The sequence below is a fragment of the Synergistaceae bacterium genome (assembly GCA_031267575.1).
Classification (GTDB): Bacteria; Synergistota; Synergistia; order Synergistales; family Aminobacteriaceae; genus JAIRYN01.
Genome location: JAIRYN010000034.1, coordinates 1 through 23546 on the forward strand (window position 1 = coordinate 1; position 23546 = coordinate 23546).

At 51.5% G+C, this 23546-nt stretch carries 19 protein-coding genes; 4 read left to right on the forward strand and 15 right to left on the reverse strand.

Annotated elements, in window-relative coordinates; genetic code table 11:
- On the reverse strand, positions 1-440 hold a 440-nt coding region (locus LBJ36_04780), incomplete at its 3' end, for a GTP-binding protein (GenBank protein MDR1378346.1).
- 793 nt (positions 441-1233) lie between these two features.
- On the opposite strand from LBJ36_04780, the gene LBJ36_04785 reads away from it, so the two are divergent.
- On the forward strand, positions 1234-1929 hold the full coding sequence (locus LBJ36_04785; GenBank protein ID MDR1378347.1) for a hypothetical protein: 696 nt from the start codon (positions 1234-1236) through the stop codon (positions 1927-1929).
- A gap of 77 nt (positions 1930-2006) precedes the next feature.
- Here LBJ36_04785 and LBJ36_04790 read toward each other — a convergent pair whose 3' ends face one another.
- Entirely contained in the window at positions 2007-2495 is a 489-nt protein-coding gene (locus tag LBJ36_04790) for a DUF488 domain-containing protein (GenBank protein ID MDR1378348.1), read from the reverse strand.
- Positions 2496-2971: 476 nt separating this feature from the next.
- A complete protein-coding gene (locus LBJ36_04795; GenBank protein MDR1378349.1) occupies positions 2972-3457 on the reverse strand; it encodes a hydrogenase maturation protease in 486 nt (161 codons plus the stop codon).
- Between the two features lie 148 nt (positions 3458-3605).
- Here LBJ36_04795 and murJ point away from each other — a divergent pair, with 148 nt between their 5' ends.
- A complete protein-coding gene (murJ, locus tag LBJ36_04800; protein ID MDR1378350.1) occupies positions 3606-5171 on the forward strand; it encodes a murein biosynthesis integral membrane protein MurJ in 1566 nt (521 codons plus the stop codon).
- 246 nt (positions 5172-5417) lie between these two features.
- Here murJ and LBJ36_04805 read toward each other — a convergent pair whose 3' ends face one another.
- The 9 genes from LBJ36_04805 to LBJ36_04845 form a co-directional block, all read right to left on the reverse strand.
- Positions 5418-7502 (reverse strand): sodium-translocating pyrophosphatase, encoded by a 2085-nt coding sequence (locus tag LBJ36_04805; protein MDR1378351.1) that lies wholly within the window; start codon positions 7500-7502, stop codon positions 5418-5420.
- A gap of 206 nt (positions 7503-7708) precedes the next feature.
- On the reverse strand, positions 7709-9697 hold the full coding sequence (locus LBJ36_04810) for a DUF3488 and transglutaminase-like domain-containing protein (protein ID MDR1378352.1): 1989 nt from the start codon (positions 9695-9697) through the stop codon (positions 7709-7711).
- Positions 9698-9704: 7 nt separating this feature from the next.
- Complete coding sequence (locus LBJ36_04815; protein MDR1378353.1) at positions 9705-10595, reverse strand: DUF58 domain-containing protein; 891 nt, start codon at positions 10593-10595, stop codon at positions 9705-9707.
- A gap of 87 nt (positions 10596-10682) precedes the next feature.
- Positions 10683-11627, reverse strand: coding sequence for a MoxR family ATPase (locus LBJ36_04820; GenBank protein ID MDR1378354.1), 945 nt, complete (start codon positions 11625-11627; stop codon positions 10683-10685).
- A gap of 61 nt (positions 11628-11688) precedes the next feature.
- Entirely contained in the window at positions 11689-13098 is a 1410-nt protein-coding gene (locus tag LBJ36_04825; GenBank protein MDR1378355.1) for an FAD-dependent oxidoreductase, read from the reverse strand.
- Positions 13099-13100: 2 nt separating this feature from the next.
- Entirely contained in the window at positions 13101-13754 is a 654-nt protein-coding gene (locus LBJ36_04830) for a deoxynucleoside kinase (GenBank protein ID MDR1378356.1), read from the reverse strand.
- A gap of 43 nt (positions 13755-13797) precedes the next feature.
- Positions 13798-15666, reverse strand: coding sequence for a GGDEF domain-containing protein (locus LBJ36_04835; GenBank protein MDR1378357.1), 1869 nt, complete (start codon positions 15664-15666; stop codon positions 13798-13800).
- A 39-nt stretch (positions 15667-15705) separates the two neighbouring features.
- A complete protein-coding gene (locus LBJ36_04840) occupies positions 15706-16227 on the reverse strand; it encodes a DUF5698 domain-containing protein (protein ID MDR1378358.1) in 522 nt (173 codons plus the stop codon).
- Between the two features lie 135 nt (positions 16228-16362).
- Complete coding sequence (locus LBJ36_04845; GenBank protein MDR1378359.1) at positions 16363-17166, reverse strand: slipin family protein; 804 nt, start codon at positions 17164-17166, stop codon at positions 16363-16365.
- Positions 17167-17503: 337 nt separating this feature from the next.
- On the opposite strand from LBJ36_04845, the gene cbiB reads away from it, so the two are divergent.
- Together cbiB and LBJ36_04855 are read left to right on the forward strand one after the other, a co-directional pair.
- Positions 17504-18448, forward strand: a complete 945-nt coding sequence (cbiB, locus tag LBJ36_04850; GenBank protein MDR1378360.1) for an adenosylcobinamide-phosphate synthase CbiB — start codon at positions 17504-17506, stop codon at positions 18446-18448.
- An 8-nt stretch (positions 18449-18456) separates the two neighbouring features.
- Positions 18457-19530, forward strand: a complete 1074-nt coding sequence (locus LBJ36_04855; protein ID MDR1378361.1) for a pyridoxal phosphate-dependent class II aminotransferase — start codon at positions 18457-18459, stop codon at positions 19528-19530.
- A gap of 32 nt (positions 19531-19562) precedes the next feature.
- On the opposite strand, the gene LBJ36_04860 is transcribed toward LBJ36_04855, so the two are convergent.
- The 3 genes from LBJ36_04860 to LBJ36_04870 all read right to left on the reverse strand — a co-directional run bounded on the left by LBJ36_04860 (position 19563) and on the right by LBJ36_04870 (position 23467).
- Positions 19563-19937 carry a hypothetical protein gene (locus LBJ36_04860; protein ID MDR1378362.1) on the reverse strand — a complete coding sequence of 125 codons (375 nt, stop codon included), beginning with the start codon at positions 19935-19937 and terminating at the stop codon, positions 19563-19565.
- The gene (locus LBJ36_04865) at positions 19934-22402 is read right to left on the reverse strand and encodes a diguanylate cyclase (GenBank protein ID MDR1378363.1); all 2469 of its coding nucleotides are present in this window, start codon (positions 22400-22402) and stop codon (positions 19934-19936) included. The genes LBJ36_04860 and LBJ36_04865 overlap by 4 nt, the downstream gene beginning before the upstream one ends.
- A 174-nt stretch (positions 22403-22576) precedes the next feature.
- Positions 22577-23467, reverse strand: a complete 891-nt coding sequence (locus tag LBJ36_04870; GenBank protein ID MDR1378364.1) for a metallophosphoesterase — start codon at positions 23465-23467, stop codon at positions 22577-22579.
- Positions 23468-23546: the final 79 nt, after the last annotated feature.

A 23546-nucleotide genomic window follows, 5' to 3' on the forward strand; every position in this document is an offset into this window, starting at 1 on the left:
AGAAGTTCGGGGTCGTCCACCTGGTCCGTCTTGTTCATGAACACCACCAGAGCGGGAACGTTGACCTGGCGGGCCAGCAACACGTGCTCGCGGGTCTGGGGCATGGGGCCGTCAGCCGCGCTTACCACCAGGATCGCGCCGTCCATCTGAGCCGCGCCCGTGATCATGTTTTTGATGTAGTCCGCGTGGCCGGGGCAGTCGATATGGGCGTAATGACGCTTATCCGTCTGATACTCCACGTGGGCAATGTTGATCGTGATTCCGCGCTCGCGCTCCTCCGGGGCCTTGTCGATCATATCATAGGCCGTGAAGTCCGCCAGCTTCTGCGTCGCGAGGCATTTCGTAATCGCCGCCGTCAACGTGGTCTTACCGTGATCGATATGCCCGATCGTGCCGATATTCAAATGCGGCTTGTTGCGATCAAATTTTTCCTTCGCCATAGTGTTTTCTCCCTCCTGCCAATATTCTCCCTGAACTACGTCCATCCAATCAGTGATCCGAGTAGACGATCTTCGGTTGCTTCCTCATTTAACATACTCCCACGACTAAAGTCATGGGATTCTAAGATCGACAAAGACAGCCGACTAAAACCGGTCTTACGTCTTCTCCTTTAAGAGTGGATGCCCCCACTCTGAGAATATTTACATCCACATTGATATCCTGGTCGTGTTCCGCCCCGCATCTCACGTTGATAAGCCATAAAAGGAGTTTAACATGAAAATAGACATATGACAAGAAACCAAATACAAAACAAACGCCGCCGTTGACGGCGTTGCGATTCTCATCCAACGGCTGAAGCCATTGGCTTTCTCATCGCTTTATCGTAATTTTAACAAAAAATTTCATCTTTTATCTATACACATATCTATACACAAAATGCCCGGAAAGAAACGCGCCTTTTCCAGACTTCGCTCACTTTTTATCCGAAGGTGATCTTAGCATAAATCATGCTAATCTTAGCATAAATCTTCGAAATTTTGGGATTCTGCTCATCGTTCTTGCGTATCAGTAAGCGATCAACGACGACCATCGCCCGTGCGAGGTGTATAATCCGTAAATCATGACTGAGAATGAATACTGACTGAGAATGAATATTGAGAATGAATATATAGAAGAGCTTCATATTTTGTTTGCTCGGACTACTCTGTGCCTGGTCCGCTTGATTGGGCGGCCATGACTAACAAGCAATGATAAATCGTTGAATTGACTATCAACTTTTCATAGGAGGAAATCATGGCACAAAAGAGAGAAAACATTCTTATTCTTGCTAAAACATACCCTACCCCCAGCGCAAAAAACGTAGAAACAACATGTATTGCTGGGATCAACGAGGATGGAGAAATGCGTAGGCTTTTCCCTGTCCCTTTCAGGTTACTGACGAAAGAGTCTCAATTTCACAAATGGCAATGGATTAATGTGGCAATTGAAAAGAGTTCAACAGACAAAAGAATAGAAAGCTACAAAATCTCTTTTGAAGATATAAGGCCGGGAGTTATCCTCAATACCAAACAAGATTGGGAAAAACGTATCGCGTGGATAAATCGCGTTCCTGTCGTTACAAAATTTTTACCCGATCGTTCTTCTCCACATCTACAAAAAGACCAGTCTCTTGTGTTGTATAAACTCCAAGAGCCAGTAAGACTCGAAATTGTCTCGTCATCTACGGAATGGACCACGGAAGAACTTCGTAAATTAAAGCAAGACGGAAGTTTGTTTTCACGTGAAGAAGCGCTTTTGCCTCCCGCGCTGGAAAAAATCCCCTTTGATTTTTATTATCGTTTCAAAGCAAACACTGCTGACGGAACAGGACATGAGATCAGAATCAAGATTACCGATTGGGAAGCAGGCGCCCTTTATCGCAATTGCTTCCGGTTTTATAGAGAACAATGGCAAAGTCAATTTCAACAAAGATTAGAGAGAGATGAATAACAAAAATCTTATGTTGTTACTTGGCAACATGCACCACTTTCAGGACCAATGGCTTATTATAAGCCTTCTCTATCCCCCTAAGCAAAGCACGGCTCTGGCGCAGCAAATATCGTTACCATTTGACGAGAATTAACAGGATGTAGATTTTGGATAACTGTCTTATATTGCACATCTATCCGCTGTGCGATAAGGAGGCGATGACATTTATTAGGATCGGCCTCAAAGCACATGAAAGCCGACGTAAATTTTTCAGAATAGCGCACAAGAGTTTCTAATGTTTCGAGATTACCTTCTAAATGCTCCTTAAATCTAAAACAATATTGCTGCCAATTACCGTTTTGGCAATATTCTTTTCTGATATCCGCGGGGCACCCTAGTTTCTGGAAATGCTTATATTGTATTCCGAGAGCGCAAAGTCTCTCAGAGAGGAGATTTTTTGAAAACCCAGGCTTCCTCGATAAAGGTTTTTCTCTTACATCCGCCAAAAAATTGATTTTATTTTCTCGTAAGCAAGAAAGAAAAATTTCTAAACTTGTTCCTTCATAACCAATTGTATAAACTTTCATACAATTCACTCTCCAGTGCATATGAGTTAAATATAATATATATCATATCGTATCGTATAAAAAGCAGTATAACAAAATTTACTGACCAATTTAATTTTACTTATAATAAGGAAACATTCCAGTTTTAATTTTGTCTCCCACTCGTGCTGTTTTTAAAATTTTTGCCCTGAGTGACTAATATAAATTCATTAAGATAAAGTGATACATTAAACAATATTCCTGAAATGCCACTTAGGATTTTTTAACCTGTACCATTTTATTTTTATTTATAGATTCTTTTCGTGTCGGGACAATGGGAAGAGGATCGTTTAGCGACCTCAGGTCAACGCGGCACGAGAACGTTGCCACGGCCCAATTGTTTCAGTCACCATCTGGCATTAGATTTGTAACCGCTTTCGTCTTTTTTCATCATCGTTCTGGGGATCGCCATAAGCGCGATTTTCTCCACACTGTGCTGGAACGTCAAAAGTTATAGATCACCGCGTCACCTCCCGCCATTCGTTTCGCGAGATTAGATCCGTTACGCGATGGGCGGCCCTTTCCACGGCTTCGGAGAGAGAGGCGCCCAGCCGCAAGGTCGAAGGTTGGATACCCAGGACGACGATCTCGATGGAATCCATGAATGGCCCCAGCAAAACCGACAGAGGAATACCGTGACTTGAGTCCATGACGGCGTTCAGCTCGCCGACGGAAAACCTGCGAAACTCGCCGGGAGCGAGTCCCATATTCGCGGCGTCCACAATCAGCAGGGTGCGAGGGGAAATCTTGCGCAGCGTCGCCACGTAGTTTTCCGGCATCGTCCCACATACAACGACCCCTGGCATTCCCCGCTCCAATAGAAGTTCCGCCACCTTGCACCCCACCGCGTCGTCTCCCAAAAGCACGTTGCCCACACCCCAAACCCACGGCTTCTCCTCGCTTGACTTCTCCGCCAACTCCTTCATCAACTCCTCCAAACTCATTAAAAGTCGCGCTCCTTTCTCTAAAAATTATTATAACTTCTTCATTAAGTTTTTGTGCTTTTCATACAGGATCGTGTATCATGGGCTCATGAGAAAAGTTGGATGAGAAAGGCTGGATGAGAAAAGCCGGAGTGGAGGAGTGGAACGAGTGCGGGAGTCTTCGCGGATGGTGCGTCATGCCTTGTTGATGATGTTGGGTACTTGTGTCAGCCGTGTGCTGGGGTTGATTCGCGAGGTGGTGACAGCGGCGTTTTTCGGCACATCCGCCCAGCTCGACGCTTTCAACGTCGCCTATACTCTGGCGAACTTGACGCGGCAACTGGTGGCGGAAGGCGCGTTGTCCGCGGCTTTCGTTCCCGTGTTCTCCAAAGTCCTGGCAACAGACCGAAAGCAGGCCATGTCCTTGGCGCGGCAAGCGATGAGCGTCCTTATCCTGACATCCTCGGCCGTAGTGGTCCTTGGCATCATAGTAGCGCCCTTTCTAACTCTCCTCATGGCTCCGGGCTTCGACGGGGAAACCGCGCGTCTGACCACGAGTTTGACACGGTGGATGTTTCCGTTCTTGTTTCTCGTTTCCTTGGCGGCGTTAGCGATGGGGATGTTGAACAGCTTGGGCTCTTTTTTTGTACCCTCTTTGGCGCCCGCCTTCAGTAACTTGGTCTTTATTGTCTCCGCGCCCTTTTTCGCGCTCCGCTTCGGAATTCTTGGACTGGCCTTTTCCGTCCTGGGGGGTGGAAGCGCTCACTTTCTCGTCCAATGGCTGTGGAGTAGACGCGTCGGCGCGTTCCTGATTCCAGAACGTCCCGACTTTTCTAACCCCGACCTTCGGCAAATGATGACTTTGTTTCTCCCTTACGCCGCGGGACTCTCCCTCAACCAGATCAACCCCATAATGAGCCGGATGCTGGGTTCTTTTCTGGAGGAAGGCAGCATTTCTGTCCTTAACTACGCCAACCGAATAGTACAACTGCCTTTGGGGCTCTTTGTCATCGCCGTGTCCCAGGCCGTGCTGCCACAGCTTTCACGCGCTCAGGACCCGGAGGATTTTACCTCGACTCTCGGCGAGGCGCTCCGTTTCGCCCTCTTCATCGTTTTGCCTGCCACCGTGGGACTGATCGCTATTGCTAAGCCCTTCGTACATCTGGTATTTGTTCGGGGCGCGTTCGGTGAACAGGCTTGGCACATGACCTCTTGGGCTTTGACTTTGAGCCTTTTGGGGCTGCCCGGCATGACCTGCTCGACGATCGTGACACGTGGGCTGTACGCGCTTTCCATGTCTCGGGTGGCTTTCGCCACGACGCTTTTCAGCGTCGGTAGTACAGTTGTTTTGTCCTTTTTCTTGATGTTTCCTATGGGATATGGAGGGCTGGCCTTGGCCCCTAGTGTCGCTTTTTCTTTCGCGGGGCTCTTGGGACTTCACTGCATCCGCAAAAAAATAAAACACTCGACGAGCGGTAGCCCTGAGAACGCGGGGTTTTTTCCGTTGATCTCGATAGTGTGGTTGACCAAGATGGTTACCGCGCTGGCTTTGATGGGCTTGGCCTTGGGGTTCTACGGCTTCCTGTTGCCTTATGCGCCTTTCGCGGGACTGGGGACGAGAGCAGGATGGTGTCTGGGGGCGATAGCTGTTGGAAGCGGAGTTTACGGAATCGCGAGCTGGATTCTGAGATTCGAGGAATGGCGCTGGATCAGCGATGCCCTCGCTAGGAAATAATCAAAATAATCTCCAAATCTACAGAATTTGAATGACATTAAAGAACTCTTTTAACTATTCTAACTTTAGTTCTTTTAATTTTATTTACTTCACTATCGGGCCGGATTGTTTTTGGGGAAACGGCGCAAAAATGACATGCAATATGGACAGCATAACTAACCGAACAAGAGGGCCGCCCAAATAATGAGCGGCCCTCTACCCAATTTTTACCCGATTTCAATCATCAACAGTCGATACGAAACTTAACTATACAAACAGAGGTGCCATTACCAGAGCGACAACCGTCATGAGCTTGATAAGAATGTTCAGGCTGGGGCCCGCCGTGTCCTTGAAGGGGTCTCCCACCGTGTCGCCAACCACTGCCGCCGCGTGGTTGGGTGTGCCTTTGCCGCCGCAATTTCCCTCTTCGATGTATTTTTTCGCGTTATCCCAGGCTCCGCCTGCGTTGGCCATGAAAAGCGCCAACATGACTCCTGTGACAATCGCGCCTCCCAGAAAACCTCCCAGCGCCGCTTTGCCCAGGATCAATCCAATAGCCAGCGGGGAAACCAAAGCCAGAATGCCGGGAATAATCATTTCTTTTAGGGCCGCGGCTGTGGAAATAGAGACACATTTTTCGTATTCGGGCTTGGCTGTTCCCTCCATGATGCCCGCGATGTCGCGGAATTGACGGCGCACCTCCGCGATCATAGACTGAGCGGCGCGACCCACGGCTTCGATACAAAAGGCGCAGAGCAAGAAGGGCAGCATTCCACCCAGCAACATTCCCACGATGACCTTGGGGTCCATCAGGTCAATGTGCGATAACTGGGCGGCTTGACTGTAGGCTACAAACAACGCCAAAGCCGTCAAGGCGGCTGAGCCAATAGCCAAACCTTTCCCCATGGCGGCGGTCGTATTGCCGATGGAGTCCAGTTTGTCCGTGATTTTCCGTACATCAGGTGGAAGTTGGCTCATCTGAGCGATGCCTCCCGCGTTGTCGGCAATCGGACCATAGGCATCCACGGAAAGAGCGATGCCCGTGATAGACAGCATTCCCACCGCCGCGCAGGCTACACCGAAAACTCCCGCTAGCCAGTGGCTGATCAAGATGGAAAGGACGATTAAAATTACGGGGCACACCAAAGATTTCATGCCCAAGGAAAAGCCCGCCAAAATAACGGTGGCCGGACCGGTTTCGGAGGCGTTAGCTACGTCTTTGACGGGGGAGTAATCGCTTGACGTGTAGAGTTCCGTGGTGTAGCCGATCAAGACGCCCGCCAGAACTCCTGACGTCACGGCCAGGAAAATATGGAAGGTCTTGGTGAAGAAGCACAACAAACTCAAAACGAAGGTGCCCAAAATCATGATTCCGCCGGCGGCGAAGATCCCCACCCTCAAGGCGAAAGCAGCGTCTCCTTCATGGATACGGTCCAAGATCTTTTTGACGCAACCGATCTTTCCGATATAGTGAAACGTCAAATCGACCCATTTTTCCAAGTAGCGGACCTTGGAGCTGATCAACAGGCAGCCGATGATGGAGGAGAAGATACCCCAACCCGCCAGGAGCATGGGAAAAGCTACACCCCGAATTCCCAAGGCCACGCCTCCGTATAGGTCTGTGCTGATGAGTCCGATAGTCATGGCCGCGATGACGGAATTAACGTAGGACTCGAACAGATCCGCGCTCATGCCCGCCACGTCCCCAACGTTGTCCCCAACGTTGTCCGCGATGACCGCTGGGTTGCGGGGGTCGTCTTCCGGGATGCCCGCCTCGACCTTGCCCACGAGATCCGCGCCCACGTCTGCCGCCTTGGTGTAAATACCGCCCCCAACCCGGGCGAAAAGAGCGATGCTACTGGCTCCCATGCCGAACGCCGCTAAGGAACTCACGCTCAGGAAAAGATACGCTACCGCGATGCCGGCCAGACCTACGCCCACCACCAGCATTCCCACGACACTGCCTCCGGAAAAGGCCATTTCCAGGGCTTCGCCCGGACTACGGGTAGCCGCAAAGGTCGTGCGTCCATTGGTCTGAGTCGCGACGTACATCCCTAGCCAACCTGTGGCCGCACTGCAAAGGGCTCCCAATAAAAAGGCAAAAGCAGGGCCGGCTCCGAAACCCACTTTCCACATCCCCAACAAAAGCACGGTAACGCCGCCGACAAAACACGCCAGCCAAGTGTACTCTTTTTTCAAAAAGGCCATAGCCCCTTTGTGGATGATTTGAGAGAGTTCCATTATTCGTGGGTCATCCACCACAAAGTTCGTTATCTTTTGATGGACCAACCACGCGTAAAGAATCGCCACCACGCCCAGGGCAAAAGTTAACAATACCAATAAAATCGTCACTTCAGAAACCTCCTTAACCTTAACAAATTTTGTTTCGTCAACATTGTTGCTTTTCGCCTTTTTATCAATTGATTTTATGATTATAGCTTAAAATTTTGCCAGAAAAAGCCCTCCGGGCCCCAAGGAGAAAAAATCATTATTTTCTCCGTAAAAATCTCGATAGGGTTTGAGTAAAAAGAGCGTAAATTTTAACATTTAGGATTGATTTAATATAACACTTTTCGCGACCGGTAGATTTTCTTGATCCTTTGCCTTAGCTTCTGATGGAGTTCCGAGTCCATAGGGCGGTCCCGGTAATAACACCCCTCGAAGTTCCGAACAAAGGGCAGGGCTAGGATCCGTAAGTTGGCGTCGTCCACGCGTTCCAGAAACTCCGAAAGCCCCTCGCTTTCGTGGCGACGGTAGCCGTTGCGCCGCATGGCGCGCAAGAAGTCATTTAGAAGAACGATCTCCGGCCGGCGTTTTTTCAGGGTATGGACGAGGATAAAAAGCGCGACGCAGGCCGCGAGAACAGCCAACACTGTGGCGGGAAAAGACAGAGCGGCTCCCAGACGCCGAAATCCATCCTGGGTGGGAGGAAGCGACGCACGCGGGTTGTGAAGAACATCTCTCAAGTTTCGCGCCAGGTCTATTTGCGTATCCCAATTGTAGTTTATCAACTTCGACCACTGGTAATCCAGCAAATCCAGATACATTGAGAAGGTATCGTAGGAGGAAAGAGCGGAGCTCAAGACGGTGCCCGCAGGGGTAGGCTCATGGCGTACCCAAACCTTTTTTTCCGAGTCCCAAGCCTCGACCCATACGTGAGCGTTCTGCTCCTGCACCATGTAATATCCGCCCGCTTCGTTATAGACTCCGCCTCGATATCCTGCCACTAATCGAGCCGGAACCCCTGCCATGCGGAGCATTACACCCATAGCCGCCGCAAAGTACTCGCAGTTGCCCCTTTTATTGACGAAGATGAACTGCTCCAGAGCATTCCCCGTGTTGGGCAACCCTTCGAGGGAATACAAAAACTCCGATGAAGATAGAAAGCCCATCACGGCGGAGACTTTTTCCCGATTGTTCATCCCTTGGATCATGTTCTCTACCAGAGAACGAAGCCGGGGAATGAAACCAACGGGCAACGTCAAATAGCGTCTAGTATCGACCGTAAACGCCGGCCTCATCTGAGATGACACCACCGACATAGCTTTGTACCGCAAGCGTCGGCCTACGTTACGGGAACGGTAGCGAAAAGCCCCGTCTCCGTCCAAGATGGTGTCCACTCCTAGTATGGCGAAGGGTTGGTCTAGGGCGAAAAGAACACCCCGGTTCCCAGCCTCCAGAACGATTTCCTGTTCTATACGAGGCGCGTCTGCCTCCGGGATGAAATTGCCTCTACCGAGGGTATTTCGAGAGGAAACCCACACCCGTCCCTCGAAAATATCCAACACCATACCGCGCCAGTAAGGGTCATTATAGTTCAGGGGCGCCATTTTCGCGCGAAAGGCCAGTTTGTTGTTGGACTGAATATGGGACACGTCTCCCAATTGGACTTGTTCGGAAAACCCCGTGGCGGCGATTCCATAGCGCCCGCGTGTTCCAAAGATAGGAGAATTGATCCGGGGCAGACCGAAGAAAAGGAGCAGACACAGTGGCAACATGGCGAGGAAGATGACCCCTGTACGCGTGAAAAGTTGCCGCAGCTCCCTGACACTCACAAAAGCGCGGGGATCCTTGTCAAGCCAAGTGGAAAGAAGCAGGATCAAAGTGGACGTTAGTCCCATTCCGAAACAGTAGACGATGAAGTCTTTCTCAGCGGAGAGCATCGAGTAGCAGAGCAAGGAAGCCACTCCTAGCAGCACGATCTGAACATAGTCGCGGGGGTGTTTGTCCTCCAGCATTTTAACGGCGACCATTAAGAGAATTGACTCCATAAGGGCCTCGATAAGGAAGTTGAACCGCACGCGGACGAAAATCGCGACTAAAGCGGCCACAGTCGTCAGGTTGATCAAAATACGGGACGGGTGAGGAAGCGCGCTGTGGTCAATGAAAAACGCGACGGCTAACAGGCCCAAAAACCCCCAGGCGTAGAGCGCCCCGATCAGCTCTCGGCCCATGAAAAAAACCAGGATCGCGAAAATAGCCACAGCGAAGTTTAGGACGCTTTTCAGGGGAAAAGACGTGCCGGTGCTTGTTATTCTCGGGGCCATCGTTCTGCTACACATATAACGCCAACCTCGTCAAAAGATTTTTTTTATGGGTGAGTCCCGGATCCGGCAATAGGGTCTCTTGGCGGCTTCGCATCCCGATGGCTAAACCCGACTTCATGGACTCCGTCACCGCGTAGGCGGCCATGGACAATCCGCGCTCCACGTCGTCGGCGGGCAAGTTGTCTAAGTTGATAACCCATCCGCTCTGGGCGGTGGCGCTCTCGTAGATCCGGCTTTGCAGCTTTCCCGTGCGGGCGGAGGATTTCCAGTGGACGCGCTTGATGGGGTCGCCTTCCACGTAGGGACGAACCTCCACAATGTCCGTTTCTTCCGCGGCCGTGGCTGCGGCGCTTTCGCCTTCGTCATCTTGAGGGAGAATATGGACAAAAAGAAGCTCTAGGTCACAGGGGAGAGGGTAGGGGAACACCGTCACCGCGGTCTTGAAGGCAACAGGCCAGTAGCGCACGAAAAAATTGAAAGGATAGACGGAGGACAGCTCCACGTTTTCGACTTTATGGGCTCCTCGGTAGGGGAAAGTGGTGAACAACGACCGGCTTTCGGTTTTCCCTGGCTGAACCACGGGGAAAAAAACGCGCTCTTTGCCCCCCGCCAGAGCCACCTCGATGAGGAAAAGGGGGACAAGACGGCTTTTATTAGAGACGTGCACGGTAACGGCACAGGGAACTTGGGCGTAGATCTCGTCGGGGAAAGATAAAGATACCGACGCGTTGCGGATGTTGCTTCGCCCGGCCAGGCCAGAGGCCAACATATACCCCAACATCACCGCCGTTCCCAGGTACAGCAGGTTGTTGCCGCTATTCACCGCCACGACCCCGACAATTATCGAGATGACGATGTAGATCATTCCCGCTCGGCGCGTCCGGACGACGCGTTTCATACCTGGTCGCCTTTCGGCATTGTCTTCATTAATATTACCTTTATTAATATTGCCTTCATTAATATTACCTTCATTAAAAAATTGCCTTCATACGATGGTTGGTACTTCCGAAAAAATCGCGCTCAGCACCTCGCGCTTAGTAGATCCCGATCCCTGGCGTAACTGTAAACGGTGGAGCAACACATCCTCCGCCATCACCTTTACGTCCTCAGGGATCACATAGTCTCGGTTCTGCATCCAAGCCAGAGTTTTGGCCAATTGCAGGAGCGACATGGCGCCCCGCGTGGAAATTCCGGCCGCAATATTGGGAAAGACGCGGGTTTTTTCGGTTAGGGTCAGCATGTAGTCCAAAATCTTGTCGGAAACCATGACGCTGCGCTCAATGTCCGAGTGGATCCTCAGAATTTCGTCAGGAGAAAACAAGGCCGAGATGTTTGAAAGTTTTTCTTTCTGGCTACCGGCTTTCAGTATTTCACGCTCGGCGGTTCTGGAGGGATAGCCAATGGAAACCTTCATCATGAAGCGGTCCATCTGGGACTCCGGAAGGGGAAAGGTTCCAGAGTGCTCCACGGGGTTTTGGGTGGCGACAATGAAAAAAGGCCGAGGTAACCGGTAGGTTTTTCCGTCGATTGTAACCTGCTCCTCCCCCATAGCCTCCAACAGGGCGCTCTGAGTTTTGGGTGTCGCGCGGTTGATTTCGTCCACCAGTACCAAATTATTGAAAATGGGGCCGGGATGAAACTCAAATTCGCCCTTTTCCGCCTTGAAGATATTGAGTCCCGTGACATCCGTAGGTAAAAGGTCGTTCGTGCATTGGACACGACCGAAACGCAACCCTAGAGTTCGAGCCATGGCGATGGCCAAAGTTGTTTTGCCTAAACCGGGCAAGTCCTCCAATAAGAGGTGTCCATTTGAAAAAAAGCAGGCCATCATTTTTACTAAAACCCCGTCCTTGCCGTGCAACAAAGGCGAAAGATGCGCAAGCGCCTCCTTGATGCGAGGGTTGACCGCGAAAAAAGGAACATTAGACATATTATACTCCTTTGTTGATTTCAGCTTGTACGCGCCTTTTCGGACTGGATTGAGTCAAGCCCTATACATTTACCATCCCGCAAATGGCGCGCGCAGCGACGACTCCGCTGGCGGCGGCTTGAACAATACCACGACTGACCCCGGCTCCGTCTCCCGCCATCCAGAGCCCCTCTATCGAAGGAACCGACAGGTTTTTGTTCAGCTCCAGGCGCAGCGAATAGAGCTTAATCTCCACGCCGTAGAGCAGTGTGTCGCCGTGATTGACGCCTGGCATGATCTGGTTCAGGGCGTCAAGAAACTCCACGATGTCCATAACGTAGCGGTGTGGCAAAACGAGACTCAAGTCACCCGGCTGAGCCGAGACGGTGGGCTCCACCATCCCCCGATCGATGCGGGACTGAGTGGAACGCCGGCCACCCCGCAAGTCGGCCAGGCGCTGCACCAGGATAGCACCCCCCGCCAGCATGTTGGCCAGTTTCGCGATATGGGTGGCGTAGCCGATGGGGTCGCTGAAAGGCTGTGTGAAGTTCTTCGTGACCAGAATCGCGAAGTTCGTATTGCCGGATTTCTTGTTCTTCAGGCTGTGCCCGTTGACCGTCACCAGACGATGGGCCTGATTGAACTCGTGCACCACAAAGCCCGATGGGTTCATGCAAAAAGTGCGACATCGATCATCGAAAGTGGGGGTGTTGTAAAGGCATTTGACCTCGTAAAACTCTTGGGTCAAGGATTCGCACACACTGTCAGGCACTTCCACGCGCACACCGATATCGACGGGCATAGAGGCGATGGGCAACTCGAGCTTACCAATGAGGCTTTCGAGCCAAGGCGCGCCCTCCCGCCCTGGAGTCACCAAAACGTTTTCGCCACGCACCTCCCGGTAGTCCTCGAACCGAACCCCCACGGTTCTTTCGCCGGAGGGGCCGCTTTTGGTCAGAATTTCCTTCACGGTGGACTCCATCTGGATATCACACTTGGTAACTAGGTCCTTGTACATGTTGTTTAGGACCTCTCGGGACGCGTCCGTGCCGATGTGGCGAATGCGCGCGGGCAACACCCGTAGGCCCACTTGGGCGCCTCTGCGAATGGTGTCGTAAACCATCTCCGCCTTGGCCTCGTAGCAATGAGGGTCCGCGCCGAAGCGAACAAAAGCGTCGTCCACGTACTTGATCATCGAAAGCAGCGCGGCCTGGCCAATGTACTCCTCCAAGTTTCCTCCGAATCCGGTGGTGAGAGTCAGCTTACCGTCCGAGGCCGAACCCGCACCCCCCCATCCAGAAACCACGGCGCAGGAGTCGCAGTGAACGCAGCTCTTTACCAGGCCGTTAACCACAGGGCACCGGCGATCACTGATCAGTTTGCCTTTATCCGCGATGAGGACCTTCTTGCCGTTGGCGATCAGCTCCGACGCGGCAAAGATCCCCGCGGGCCCGGCGCCGATAATGATGGCATCATAATGCGAGGTGGACATTTTCATTCCACCGAATTCCTGCCAGGGGGAAACTTGTCGGGGAAAAAGGCTTTGACCTCGTTCAAAAAATGATCCACCCGATGGGGTGTATGGATAAATTTGGGGTCAGAAAGGTCCAGTACCAGAAAATTCGGAATGTCCATCTCCGACTTGACAAAGTCGATAAAAGGAATATAAGCGGAGTACAGAGAACGCCAGTATTCCTCCCCGGCGTCCAGCTCGTCCCCTCGACCGCGCTCGCGGATGCGGCGCATGATTTCCTCAAAAGGGCAATAGACGAGGATCAACAACTGCGGAGCCTTGGTGTACTTAAGGAGGGAATCATAAAGGGTCAGGTAACATCCATATTGGCTGTCTTTGAAATAGCCCTGTTTGTAGTACAGCGTGGCGTAAACCTTGTCGCCGAAAATGCTGCGATCCATGATGTAGCAATTTTCCTCGGAGGCGCACAGGTACTGCGCGAAGCGCGTCACCAAAAAGTTGAGCTGCATAGGAAACGCCCAGTTTCGGTCGTGATGAAAGCGGCTCAATAGATCATACTGGTCGCGAAACTCCTCCGGCATGATCTTGAACCCCAGTCGTTCGCCTAAAAGATTGACGATGGTCGACTTTCCGCTGGCGGTCATTCCCTCTACAATAATCTGAATCTGTCCCATTTACTTCGCGCCGCCTCCAGTTTTATCGCGTTTTTGTTTTATTTTACGCTCGCTCGATTATTTGTTTACTTTGCTTATTTTGTGAATTATCGGGGTCCTCTCGGGCCTGAACGGTCCGGTTCCCGCCCTCTCGTTTGGCTTCTACCATCGCGTCATAGGCCGCGGCCACAAAAGCTGTGATATCCATGGACTTCCGGTACTCCGCGACACCGGCGCTAAAAGTCAAAGACCGGTTTTCTCCGAACACGTTGTGCTCCACCATATCTCGAAGTTTCTTCGCCAATTGGGTGGCCGCGAACAAAGGCAACGACGTCAGTAGAGCGAACTCATCGCCCCCCCAGCGTCCCAGGTAATCCACGTTGCGAATGCGAGTCTTGATGGCTATGACCACCTCTTGAAGGATCCTATCGGCGGCGGCGTAACCGATCTGCTCGTTTGCATATCGAAATCCATCGATATCCAGCACGATCAGTGACAAAGAACCATGGTATCGGACCGTTCGCTCGATCTCCATAGAGATAACACGCTCCATACCTTGACGGTTCAGGACCCCCGTGGAGATATCCGTGGTGGACACCCGCTGAAGCTGCTCTTCTGTGCGGCGTAATCGAGTATTATCCATGCAGCTAACTAGCGTCATGACGTCCGCTTCCCAGCTCATGCGTATCCCACTTAGTCCCAGAGAGAGGACTTCTCCATCTTTGGTGCATACGCGGCACTCCAGTTCTTCGAAAGATTTTCCCTGAAGCGCATGATGCAGCCTTTCTTTCAGCTTCTCGTTTACCGGGTCACTCTCCAGCGCCAGGCTCGCTAACAAATGACCCACCACGTCGTCTCGCTTCAATTTCAGTGTTTTCAAAAAATTAGTGTTGGCCTCAATACAAAAACCCTTGTCGTCCACGACGCAAAACATTCGCGGAATGATGTTCAGAAGTTCGATTTGAGCGGGTTCGAAGCGGTCGGTGGGCCGCGAGATCTCCTTCGCGCCCGATTTTTCTGGATTCACCAGAAACGGAGGGGCTTCCTGCTCTTCGTGCCGCATCATCGACGCGAGATACACAACAGCCCCCGCGACCTCGTTTGAAGGGGTCACCAGAGGCGCTACCGTCACGTTCCATCGGTTGTTGTTCTGGGCGCTTCTTTCCACCAGCACGGTGGTGGCCGTATTTCCCAAGAATGCGTCCTGTATCAGTTCCTGCAACTCCATGTCGAATACCGTTTCGAGGCTGACAGGATAAGGGAAACCCATCACGCATTCATGACCCAGGAAACGTTTGGCGATTTCCCGATACCCGCGGGTAGAGTAGAGCAAGGTTCCTTTTTTGTCCACAGCAAAACAAAGCAGTCCCGGGCAACTGTTCAAAATCCGTATGGCATAGGCAGGACTGTCCTCGGCCTCCGGGTAAGAGGCGGATACTTCCTCCGCCTTTCCCTTCATCAAATTGGTGATGTCGAACGCGATGATCTGTATTGAAGGCTCGCCCTGGTAAACGGAGGCGAAAAGCTCCATGTCCAACCATCCCCACGTGGCGTCAGCGCGGATGATAGGCAGAACGGCATGGGCGTTTTTCGCTATCGCCTCTTTTAGCATGGACTCCACCTCGCCCTCGTCTCCCGGCGTGGAAAGTGATTGCAACGTCACACCACCTCCCAATTTTACCTGGAATCCGAAGAACTCCTCCGCTCGGCGATTCATGACGCGAAAGGTTCCGTTAGGAGCGAGGAGGACATACAAAAAGACAGTGCTCTCCATAAAAATCAGATAGCGCTGCTCCATTTCGTGCAGGACCTTTTCGGTACGCCTCATCCTCATCAGTTCTCTCTCCAGCTCAACGGAATACTGGCGAAGACTACTATTTTCTCCTTCGACTTCCGTCCGATATTCCTCGGAGTAGAGAGTGTGTTCAGACATAAATATCCTCCCTTTCGGCTCCACCAAGAAACCTCGTTCTCAGAGTCTCTTGGGAAACCACCCTCCCGTACATTGCTTGACGTCGGATATTGTGACAAAACCTTGATGATCAAACAATTTCTGTATGGTCATGACATCGTGCCGGTGACAAAAGATTTCGACCATCAATTTCGGCCCGTCGCGCCCCATTCCGTTGATGACCGTCGCGCCAAGGCCCATATGACGCACTTCAGCAATCGCCGACCGACTGCCCTCGTTGTCGTCCAAGATCACTTTCGCCAAAATAAAAGAATTCAACAATCGCTCTTCCATCCAGGATCCAACGTAAGTGCCGGTGGCAAACCCTCCGCAGTAAAAAAGCAGTTCTACGTAAGTCAAACCTTTGCCACCGCCCAAAAGATAACTCAAAGCCAGCATATAGACCATAACCTCGAAAAAGCCAATGCAGCACGCGATGAAACGCCGTCCTTTTACAAGAAATAGGATGCGCACAATGTTGCAACTAACGTCAATAATGCGCGCGAAAAAGATTAGGAAAAGCCCCAGTATATTTAGCGCCATTCACACCACTCTCCCCGCTTGTCAGTGACTTGCATTTCATTTTGTACATTCTTTCTTTATGGTAACACACAAACGAGCTGTTCGGGCGCTTCGTTTCTTCCCGTGGGACTTACTCTAACTTTATGGCTTTTACATTTACAAATTCACTGTATCCCGTTGTTTGGGCTCGAACGCCTTCTCCATAAAGGGCTTCAACAAGTCGATAGGGATGGGAAAGAAGGTGGTGGAGTTTCGCTCTCCCGCGATTTCTCGAATCGTCTGAAGATAACGCAGTTGGAGCGTGACGGGGGAAACCTCCATCTGTTTAGCGGCTTCGGACAGTTTCGTTGCGGCCTGAAGTTCGCCCTCAGCGGCGATGATCTTAGCTCGGCGTTCGCGTTCGGCCTCGGCTTGACGGGCCATGGCGCGTTTCATTCCCTCGGGAAGCTCCAGCTCCTTCACCTCCACGGCACTGACTTTGATACCCCAGGGGTCAGTGCGTTCGTCAATGATTTTTTGGAGTTCGTGGTTGATCTTCTCACGGGAAGACAGCACTTCGTCCAGCTCAACGGAGCCCACCACCGAGCGCAAGGTGGTTTGGGCCAACTGACTGGTGGCCATGACGTAGTTCTCGACCTCTACGACGGAATGTGAGGGATCCATGACCCTGAAATAAACCACGGCGTTCACCTTGATGGGGACGTTGTCCTTCGTGATAACCTCTTGGACGGGGACGTCCATTGTCAGGATACGCAGATCGACGTTCATGACGCGGTCGATCATGGGGATGATGAAGACGATACCGGGGCCACGGCTTCCTGCTAGACGCCCCAGGCGGAAAACGACGAGTCTTTTGTACTCCGGCACGATCTTTACCGCGGAGGAAAACACCAATAGCGCGATGAAAATCACGCCGAACCAACTACCGATGTTGGAAAGTATTTCGAATACGTCAATCATAACAATCTCTCCTTATATTATTCCGGCTCCCGGCCGAAAAAATTATAGATGCGACCTTAAAGAAAAGCGCAACAGGCTACGCCCTTATAACTTTAACGGATTGGTGTTTTTTTCTCAAGTGTGAAAGTATGTTAAAAGTGTGAATTGGCGTCTGCCTTCATTAAACTTCATCCGTTCGTTTCTCGATTCCGACGTATCCGATTTTGAGTTTGAATATTTCATCTTAATATCCCTCCTAAAATTAAGAGCTTTACTCTATAATACAAGAATAGTCTAGTCTTCAAAAGAGACTTAAGTTGTCTCTTAACTTTAAAAGAATTTCAAGGAGACTCGTTCGATGCAAATTCTTGTAGCTCTTTTTCTCGACACACTGTTGGGTGACCCCAAGTTCATGCCTCATCCAGTAGCCGGCGTGGGGGCGATGATTCGTTTCTGGGAAGGGCGTTTTTACCCCGGACCTGACAAAAGACAAGGAGGAAGGTTTCTATGCCTTGCCGTTTTGCTCACGACGGTGGTGATCGTGGGGTTGATTTTGTTATGCGCCTCACTGAACCGATGGCTTTACGAGTTAACGACCCTTTACCTTCTTTACACGGCCTTGGCCTGGCGTTCGTTGAAGGACCACACTCTACCCGTAGTCCTGGCGTTATCGAGGGGAGACTTGGAGACCGCAAGAGGAGCGCTTTCCCTTATTGTGGGACGTGACACGGAAAACCTGAATGAGAAGGACGTGACCCGGGCCGCGGTGGAGACCTTGGGGGAGAACTTCATCGACGGGATTTTTTCAGTCTTGTTTTTTATGACCTTGGGAGCTCTGTGCGGCGGGAGAGCAGGAGCGGTTTTGGCGGCGTGGATTTTCAAGGCGGCGAGCACTCTAGACTCCACGGTGGGGTACGACGACGAAAAGTATCGAGACTTTGGGCGCGCCAGCGCGCGGCTCGACGATCTCTTGAACTTCATTCCCGCGCGTCTGGGAAGTTTAACCGTTCTGGCGGCGGGGACGTGCCTGGGGTATTCTTTCTCTCAGGGGTTTAAGATTTTTCTACGCGACCGTAAAAAACACCTGAGCCCCAACAGTGGCCATGGGGAAAGCGCCTTCGCTGGGCTTCTGGGCATACGGTTGGGAGGAGGGGCTTTTTACGGCGGAGAGTTCGAGGAAAGGCCCGTAATCGGTGACGCCGACTTTCGTGAGCCTGAAGCCGCGGACATTCTCAAAGCTTACGGGATTCTCGACGCGTCGGTGGCACTTTCCGCTTTGGCGGTGTATTTTTTCCTTCGCTGACCTCCTTCATGTCCCTTTTGGAACGGTCTCACGGCGCGAACCCCGAAAAACTCTACCAGGCGATGGGTTTTCCTATGCCGGAGAGGATTTTGGACTTCAGTACAAACACCAATGCCCTCCCTTGGGAAGGAGATTTGAGTATCGACCTTCGTCGATGTTTGGCCTCCTATCCCGACGACGAGGCCACGGAGCTGCGGCGGACAATCGCGGAACACGAACGCCCCTTCGTTGAAGACTGCTCTTCCGAAAACGTTTTGGTTGTGAACGGGTCCAACGAAGCCGTCTATCTTATCGCCTCGTTTCTCGGAGGCAAAAAGGCGGCTCTCTGGCAGCCGGTTTACGGGGAATACGCCCGTGCCCTCTCTGCCTACGGGGCGAAGGTCCAAGGCGTGTTTAACGGCGTGTTTAACGCGGAAAATCTGCCGAATCTACCAGAGGGTACGGAGGCATTCTTTTTGTGCAATCCCTGCAACCCCACGGGGGGATACGTAGAACGCGAGGCGCTGGAAAACCTGCTCCAGCGTTACCCCCATACCCTCTTTGTGGTGGACGAGGCCTATGCCGACTTTCTGAGGGGTGAGCACCGCAGGCTCGATTTTGTTCGGAATCAAAACCTGATCGTCCTTCGTTCGTTGACGAAAATTTTTCACCTATGCGGCGCGCGCGTCGGCTATGTTCTGGCCTGCGAAGCGCGTATCGCGCGACTAAAGGCGCGGCAACCCACTTGGAGCGTCAATGCCATAGCCCAGGCAGCAACCTTAACCTTTATGCAAGACAAAGAGTTTACCCGCAAGACACGAAACTTCTACGCTGCAGAAACGCCCCGCTTCATCGCAAAAATCGAAAAGGCGGGGTTTCTGGTCTTACCCACCCGAACCCACTTTTTCCTCATTCAAGTAGATGAGGACCGTCCACTAATCGTTTTTCTCCTGAAGCGAGGTCTGGTGGTGCGCCACACACGGAATTTCCCCGGACTTGACGGAAGGTACATCCGAGTGAGCACTCGCGCTCCGGAGGAAAACGATATCCTTATCCGCGCCTTATCCGACTTCAACAATCACAATCGGAATCGGGCGGACTGAGTCGAGCGGACTGAGTCGAGTTGAAGAACCTGCTATTCTACTCCTGCTGGGTGGAACTTGAAAAGCTCCTTATAGTTCTCCCAGAAAAGCGCGACTTCCTCGGTACTCCAGTCCCACGTATCCAGAACGATATCCTCGGTACGATGCTCGCGGCGCATTCGGTTGTGCCACGTCCGGTCTTTTTTATATCGTCTGTAGGTGTGGCGGTTGGCGGGTAGGTTTCGCTCCACGCGCCAAAGGGTATAGCCCGCCTCGTATTTCCAACCGGCAGGCAGGGCATTTTTGTTGTAAGCGAGATTCTTTTCATACTGTTTTCGGCTTTGCTGAGACTGAGCCGCCCACACCCTTTCCCCAAGACAGTCCAAAGACAGCAGCAGCAAAACGAGAATCGCAAATTTTTTTTTCACATTCGCTCAGCTCCTTCAGCTCGTTTTTTTCTCGCCAGTTTTTTGATGTACATGGCTTCATCCGCCAGATTGATGGTTTCCAACAGACTGCACGCGGTTCCGGGATAGATCGCGAGACCGAAATCCATGACTATCTCAATCAGAGGCGCATCCGGGTTGGAGTCGTCGCTATAGACCTTCTGCTGTTTCAACTCCACCTCGATCCTGTTGAGCACCACTTCCGCGTCTTGAAGCGTCACGTTCGACAACAAAATGATAAACTCGTCGCCTCCATAGCGTCCTACGCTGTCGCTGAGGCGCAGACTTTTTTTAATGGCCGAGACCGTCTTCACCAGGACCTCGTCCCCTTTGATGTGCCCGTAATTGTCGTTGATCTGTTTAAAGCTCCCCATGTCTCCGATGACTAGACAAGCGTTGCCGCCATAACGGGCGATGCGGTCGCTTTCCTCCTGAAGGCGGCGGATCATATAGCGACGGTTCCATATTCCCGTCAGTGGGTCGATGAAAGCCTCTTCCTCGCGTGTGGCCATAAGGTCGTAGAGCATCCAGAAACTCGAAACGTAATCGGTCAGTAACTGGTACATTTTGAGTTCCCTGGGCAGTATCCCTGACGGCTTGTGGAGATCCAGAGCTCCGATGCTACGCGCTTGAAAGACGAGAGGGGAAACATACCGCGTCTCCACGCCCTTTTCGTTGTAAACCATCTGCGAGGCTTTGTCGCGAATCGCCTCCATCACCAGGTCGCTGTTGGGAATGTGGATGTGTTCTTTTTCGTAATAAGCCAAGCGCTTCAATTTCTGAGAGTCCTTGCCGTTTTCGTCGAAAAGATAGATGGCACAGGCGGAATCCTTGACCATGTTTTCCAAGTACTTCAGAACCTCGTCCAGAAGATGTTTCCGATTTTGCGTCTGAAGCATAGAGTAAATGAGGCCATGGAGGCGCTGAAGCTGTTGAGCGTCGGTATCCAACTCCGTGCGGTCGAACTGTTCCTCGAAATAGATTCCGATATTGCCTCCTAGAATGCTCATCAAGGTCACGTCTTGGTGCGTAAAGGCGTTTGAAGATTCGTTTTCCAGGCCCATGACACCCCATGTCTTTCCTTTGTAAGCCAACGGAACGGCCAACACGGAACGAGCTTCGCCGAAATGTCGCTCCTCCCTGGCAAGTGGCGTCCGATCAACATAAGCTCGACCCAAGGGTCCTTCTCCCGCCAGGATCTTGGTCAGTTCCGCGTCGACCCTGTCCGCGTCAAGGGGTTCGTCGCAGAGGAACCAAGTTTTCTCTAAAAAAGACGGCACAATCAGCTTCAAGTGGGAAAAGGAGATCACCTTGGGCAAGTTTTCCCTCAGCGCTTCGAAGAGCTGTTCCACTCCCTCGAACTGATTGAATTGCTGTAGAAAGTCGAACAGCCAGTGTTGGTTCTCCGAAAGAAGTTTGAACTCGGCGGCGCGCTTTTTCTGCAAGGTAATATCGATGCCCGAAAAAACATAATTTAAGATGTTGCCATCAAAATCAATGAGAGGCGAAATCCCATATTTCAAAGTAACGCGCCGCCCGTCGCGGTGGGTAAAATCCTCCTCTAGGTGAGAAAATCGGTCGCCGTCGCTCTCGCATTCCGCCAAAAATTCTTCCATGGCGACCTTGCCCACTACTTCGCGATGGCCGTCCGAGAGGGATAACACGGGAACCTCATGAAGCTCTTTAGAGCTATAGCCAAGCATATCGTAAAAAGCCTGGTTCGCGTCTAGCAGTCTCCCTTTGTTGTCGGTGATGGCCATACCCTCCGGAGCGCTTCGGAAAATCATCTCGAGACGGCGTTCTGAGCTCTGCAGAGCCTCCATGGTTCGTTTATAGTCGTCGATGTCCAGCATCGCCCCAATGAGCCTGACGATTTTACCCCGAAAGCGTACAGCAACGTGACTCCGTGCGACAAACCACCTCCATTCGCCCTGAACGCTCTGCATTCGGAGCTCCACATTGAATGTTTCATTCAATGTTTCATTCAAATTGAAGGTTTCGTCCAAATCCAAAGTGCCGTCGGAACGTAAGTGATTCGTGACCTTTTTGAAAAAATCCACGTCGTCAGGGTGAATTAAGGAGACGAAATCCTCATAGGTCTCCGCATCACGGCCAAAGATGAAACGTCCCTCAGGAAGTAGGCGAAAACGCCGATTTACGAGGTCCCATATCCAAGAGCAGCCTCCTGTGGTTTTCGTCATGATTGTCAGAAGAGCTTCCCAATGCCGTGCTTTTTCTCGCTCTTTGACGAACAAAACAAACTGGATCAGGGCCGCCGCGCCGAATATGAAAAACAGGGAAAGGGTCGCCGCGTCCAGTCGCAAAAACCACCACGCTACCCCAGCGACAAAAATCCACAGCGCCGCGTACAACCCTATTTGCAACACGCTGTTTCTTGTCACCTGGCGCCTGTCCACCGAAATCAAAGCGTTTTCTTCGTTCGTCACGGTCTACTACTTTTCGTATTCTTTCAGTACCGCGGCATACTCCGTCTCGCAACCCTTACGAATATCATAAACATATTCTTCACCGCGGCCTTTTTTCTTGATTGACCCTGTTCCCATAAGATTCGCACATCCTTTCCCCAACGCACCGTTTGCTCGCAATCGCGTGTGCCTCTGCTATTTTTTGCCTATGACATCCACTTTTATCGCTTGATAAGCGACTTTGCCGCTTGGGGCAATGTCCACGCGAATATAGTGGTGAAACGACGCGGGTGTTCCCTTATCATAAAGGCCTCCTCCCCCTCCGCCCGTAATGATGTAGGGGGTTTTCCCCCACTTGCCGGTATAAAAGGAGTGAATATGTCCCGTGAAAATCATGGTGACGTCGTACCTATCAAAGAGGGCATTCAAGCGTTCCACGTCATGGGGGCGTTCGCTCATGTCGTGAGGTTTTTTTCGGTTGGAACGCGGGTCGCGCAGAGGGCGATGCATCATCACGAAACGCCTCGCAAAGCTCTGAGACCTTTCGAGGGTCTTTTCCAGCCAAGAAAACTGGGTCTCGTTCAAGGACGTGTCCTGTCCGTTATCCAGCACGATAAAACACGTGCTTCTGATCGCGAAGGAATAATAATGGGGTGAGCCGAAAAGGTGAGAATAATTGGCCGCGTTTTTGGACTTGAAGTGATCGTGGTTGCTGGCGCAGGTCAGAAAGGGCAAATCCAGACCGCGGACGTGACGGAAAAAAGTGCTTTCGTACTCTTCCGGGGTAGCGTAGTTCACTAGGTCTCCCAAGTTGAAAACGAAAAGCAGGTTCTCTTCCTTCAGGATAGCGGGCAGAACCTGAGGAAACTTGGAATTTGGACCCTGAGTGTCGCCCACCACCACGAAAGAAAAAAACTCCTCGTGCCGGTTCTGAAGAACCCGCGCCAGATTATCGTCGTTCCAGCCCGCCCAAGCGGAAGATGCCTCCAGAAGCAGCAAAAACAGCAGCGTCGCGCAGATCGTTTTTATCTTGTTGATATTGTTTGTTATATTTTTTATATTTCTTATATTTATCTTACAGATCATAGGACGCATCCTCCGGTCTTGTTCCGAAATTTTCTTGTTACTCGCATGGATAAATCTTCCTCGACAGATCTAATTGGTT

Excerpts from the sequence above, each read along its gene's own strand:
- LBJ36_04785 (MDR1378347.1), top strand. The coding sequence starts at position 1,234 with ATGGCACAAAAGAGAGAAAACATTCTTATTCTTGCTAAAACATACCCT.
- LBJ36_04790 (MDR1378348.1), bottom strand. The coding sequence starts at position 2,495 with ATGAAAGTTTATACAATTGGTTATGAAGGAACAAGTTTAGAAATTTTT.
- LBJ36_04795 (MDR1378349.1), bottom strand. The coding sequence starts at position 3,457 with ATGAGTTTGGAGGAGTTGATGAAGGAGTTGGCGGAGAAGTCAAGCGAG.
- LBJ36_04810 (MDR1378352.1), bottom strand. The coding sequence starts at position 9,697 with ATGGCCCCGAGAATAACAAGCACCGGCACGTCTTTTCCCCTGAAAAGC.
- LBJ36_04815 (MDR1378353.1), bottom strand. The coding sequence starts at position 10,595 with ATGAAACGCGTCGTCCGGACGCGCCGAGCGGGAATGATCTACATCGTC.
- LBJ36_04820 (MDR1378354.1), bottom strand. The coding sequence starts at position 11,627 with ATGTCTAATGTTCCTTTTTTCGCGGTCAACCCTCGCATCAAGGAGGCG.
- LBJ36_04825 (MDR1378355.1), bottom strand. The coding sequence starts at position 13,098 with ATGTCCACCTCGCATTATGATGCCATCATTATCGGCGCCGGGCCCGCG.
- LBJ36_04830 (MDR1378356.1), bottom strand. The coding sequence starts at position 13,754 with ATGGGACAGATTCAGATTATTGTAGAGGGAATGACCGCCAGCGGAAAG.
- LBJ36_04835 (MDR1378357.1), bottom strand. The coding sequence starts at position 15,666 with ATGTCTGAACACACTCTCTACTCCGAGGAATATCGGACGGAAGTCGAA.
- LBJ36_04840 (MDR1378358.1), bottom strand. The coding sequence starts at position 16,227 with ATGGCGCTAAATATACTGGGGCTTTTCCTAATCTTTTTCGCGCGCATT.
- LBJ36_04845 (MDR1378359.1), bottom strand. The coding sequence starts at position 17,166 with ATGATTGACGTATTCGAAATACTTTCCAACATCGGTAGTTGGTTCGGC.
- cbiB (MDR1378360.1), top strand. The coding sequence starts at position 17,504 with ATGCAAATTCTTGTAGCTCTTTTTCTCGACACACTGTTGGGTGACCCC.
- LBJ36_04855 (MDR1378361.1), top strand. The coding sequence starts at position 18,457 with ATGTCCCTTTTGGAACGGTCTCACGGCGCGAACCCCGAAAAACTCTAC.
- LBJ36_04870 (MDR1378364.1), bottom strand. The coding sequence starts at position 23,467 with ATGATCTGTAAGATAAATATAAGAAATATAAAAAATATAACAAACAAT.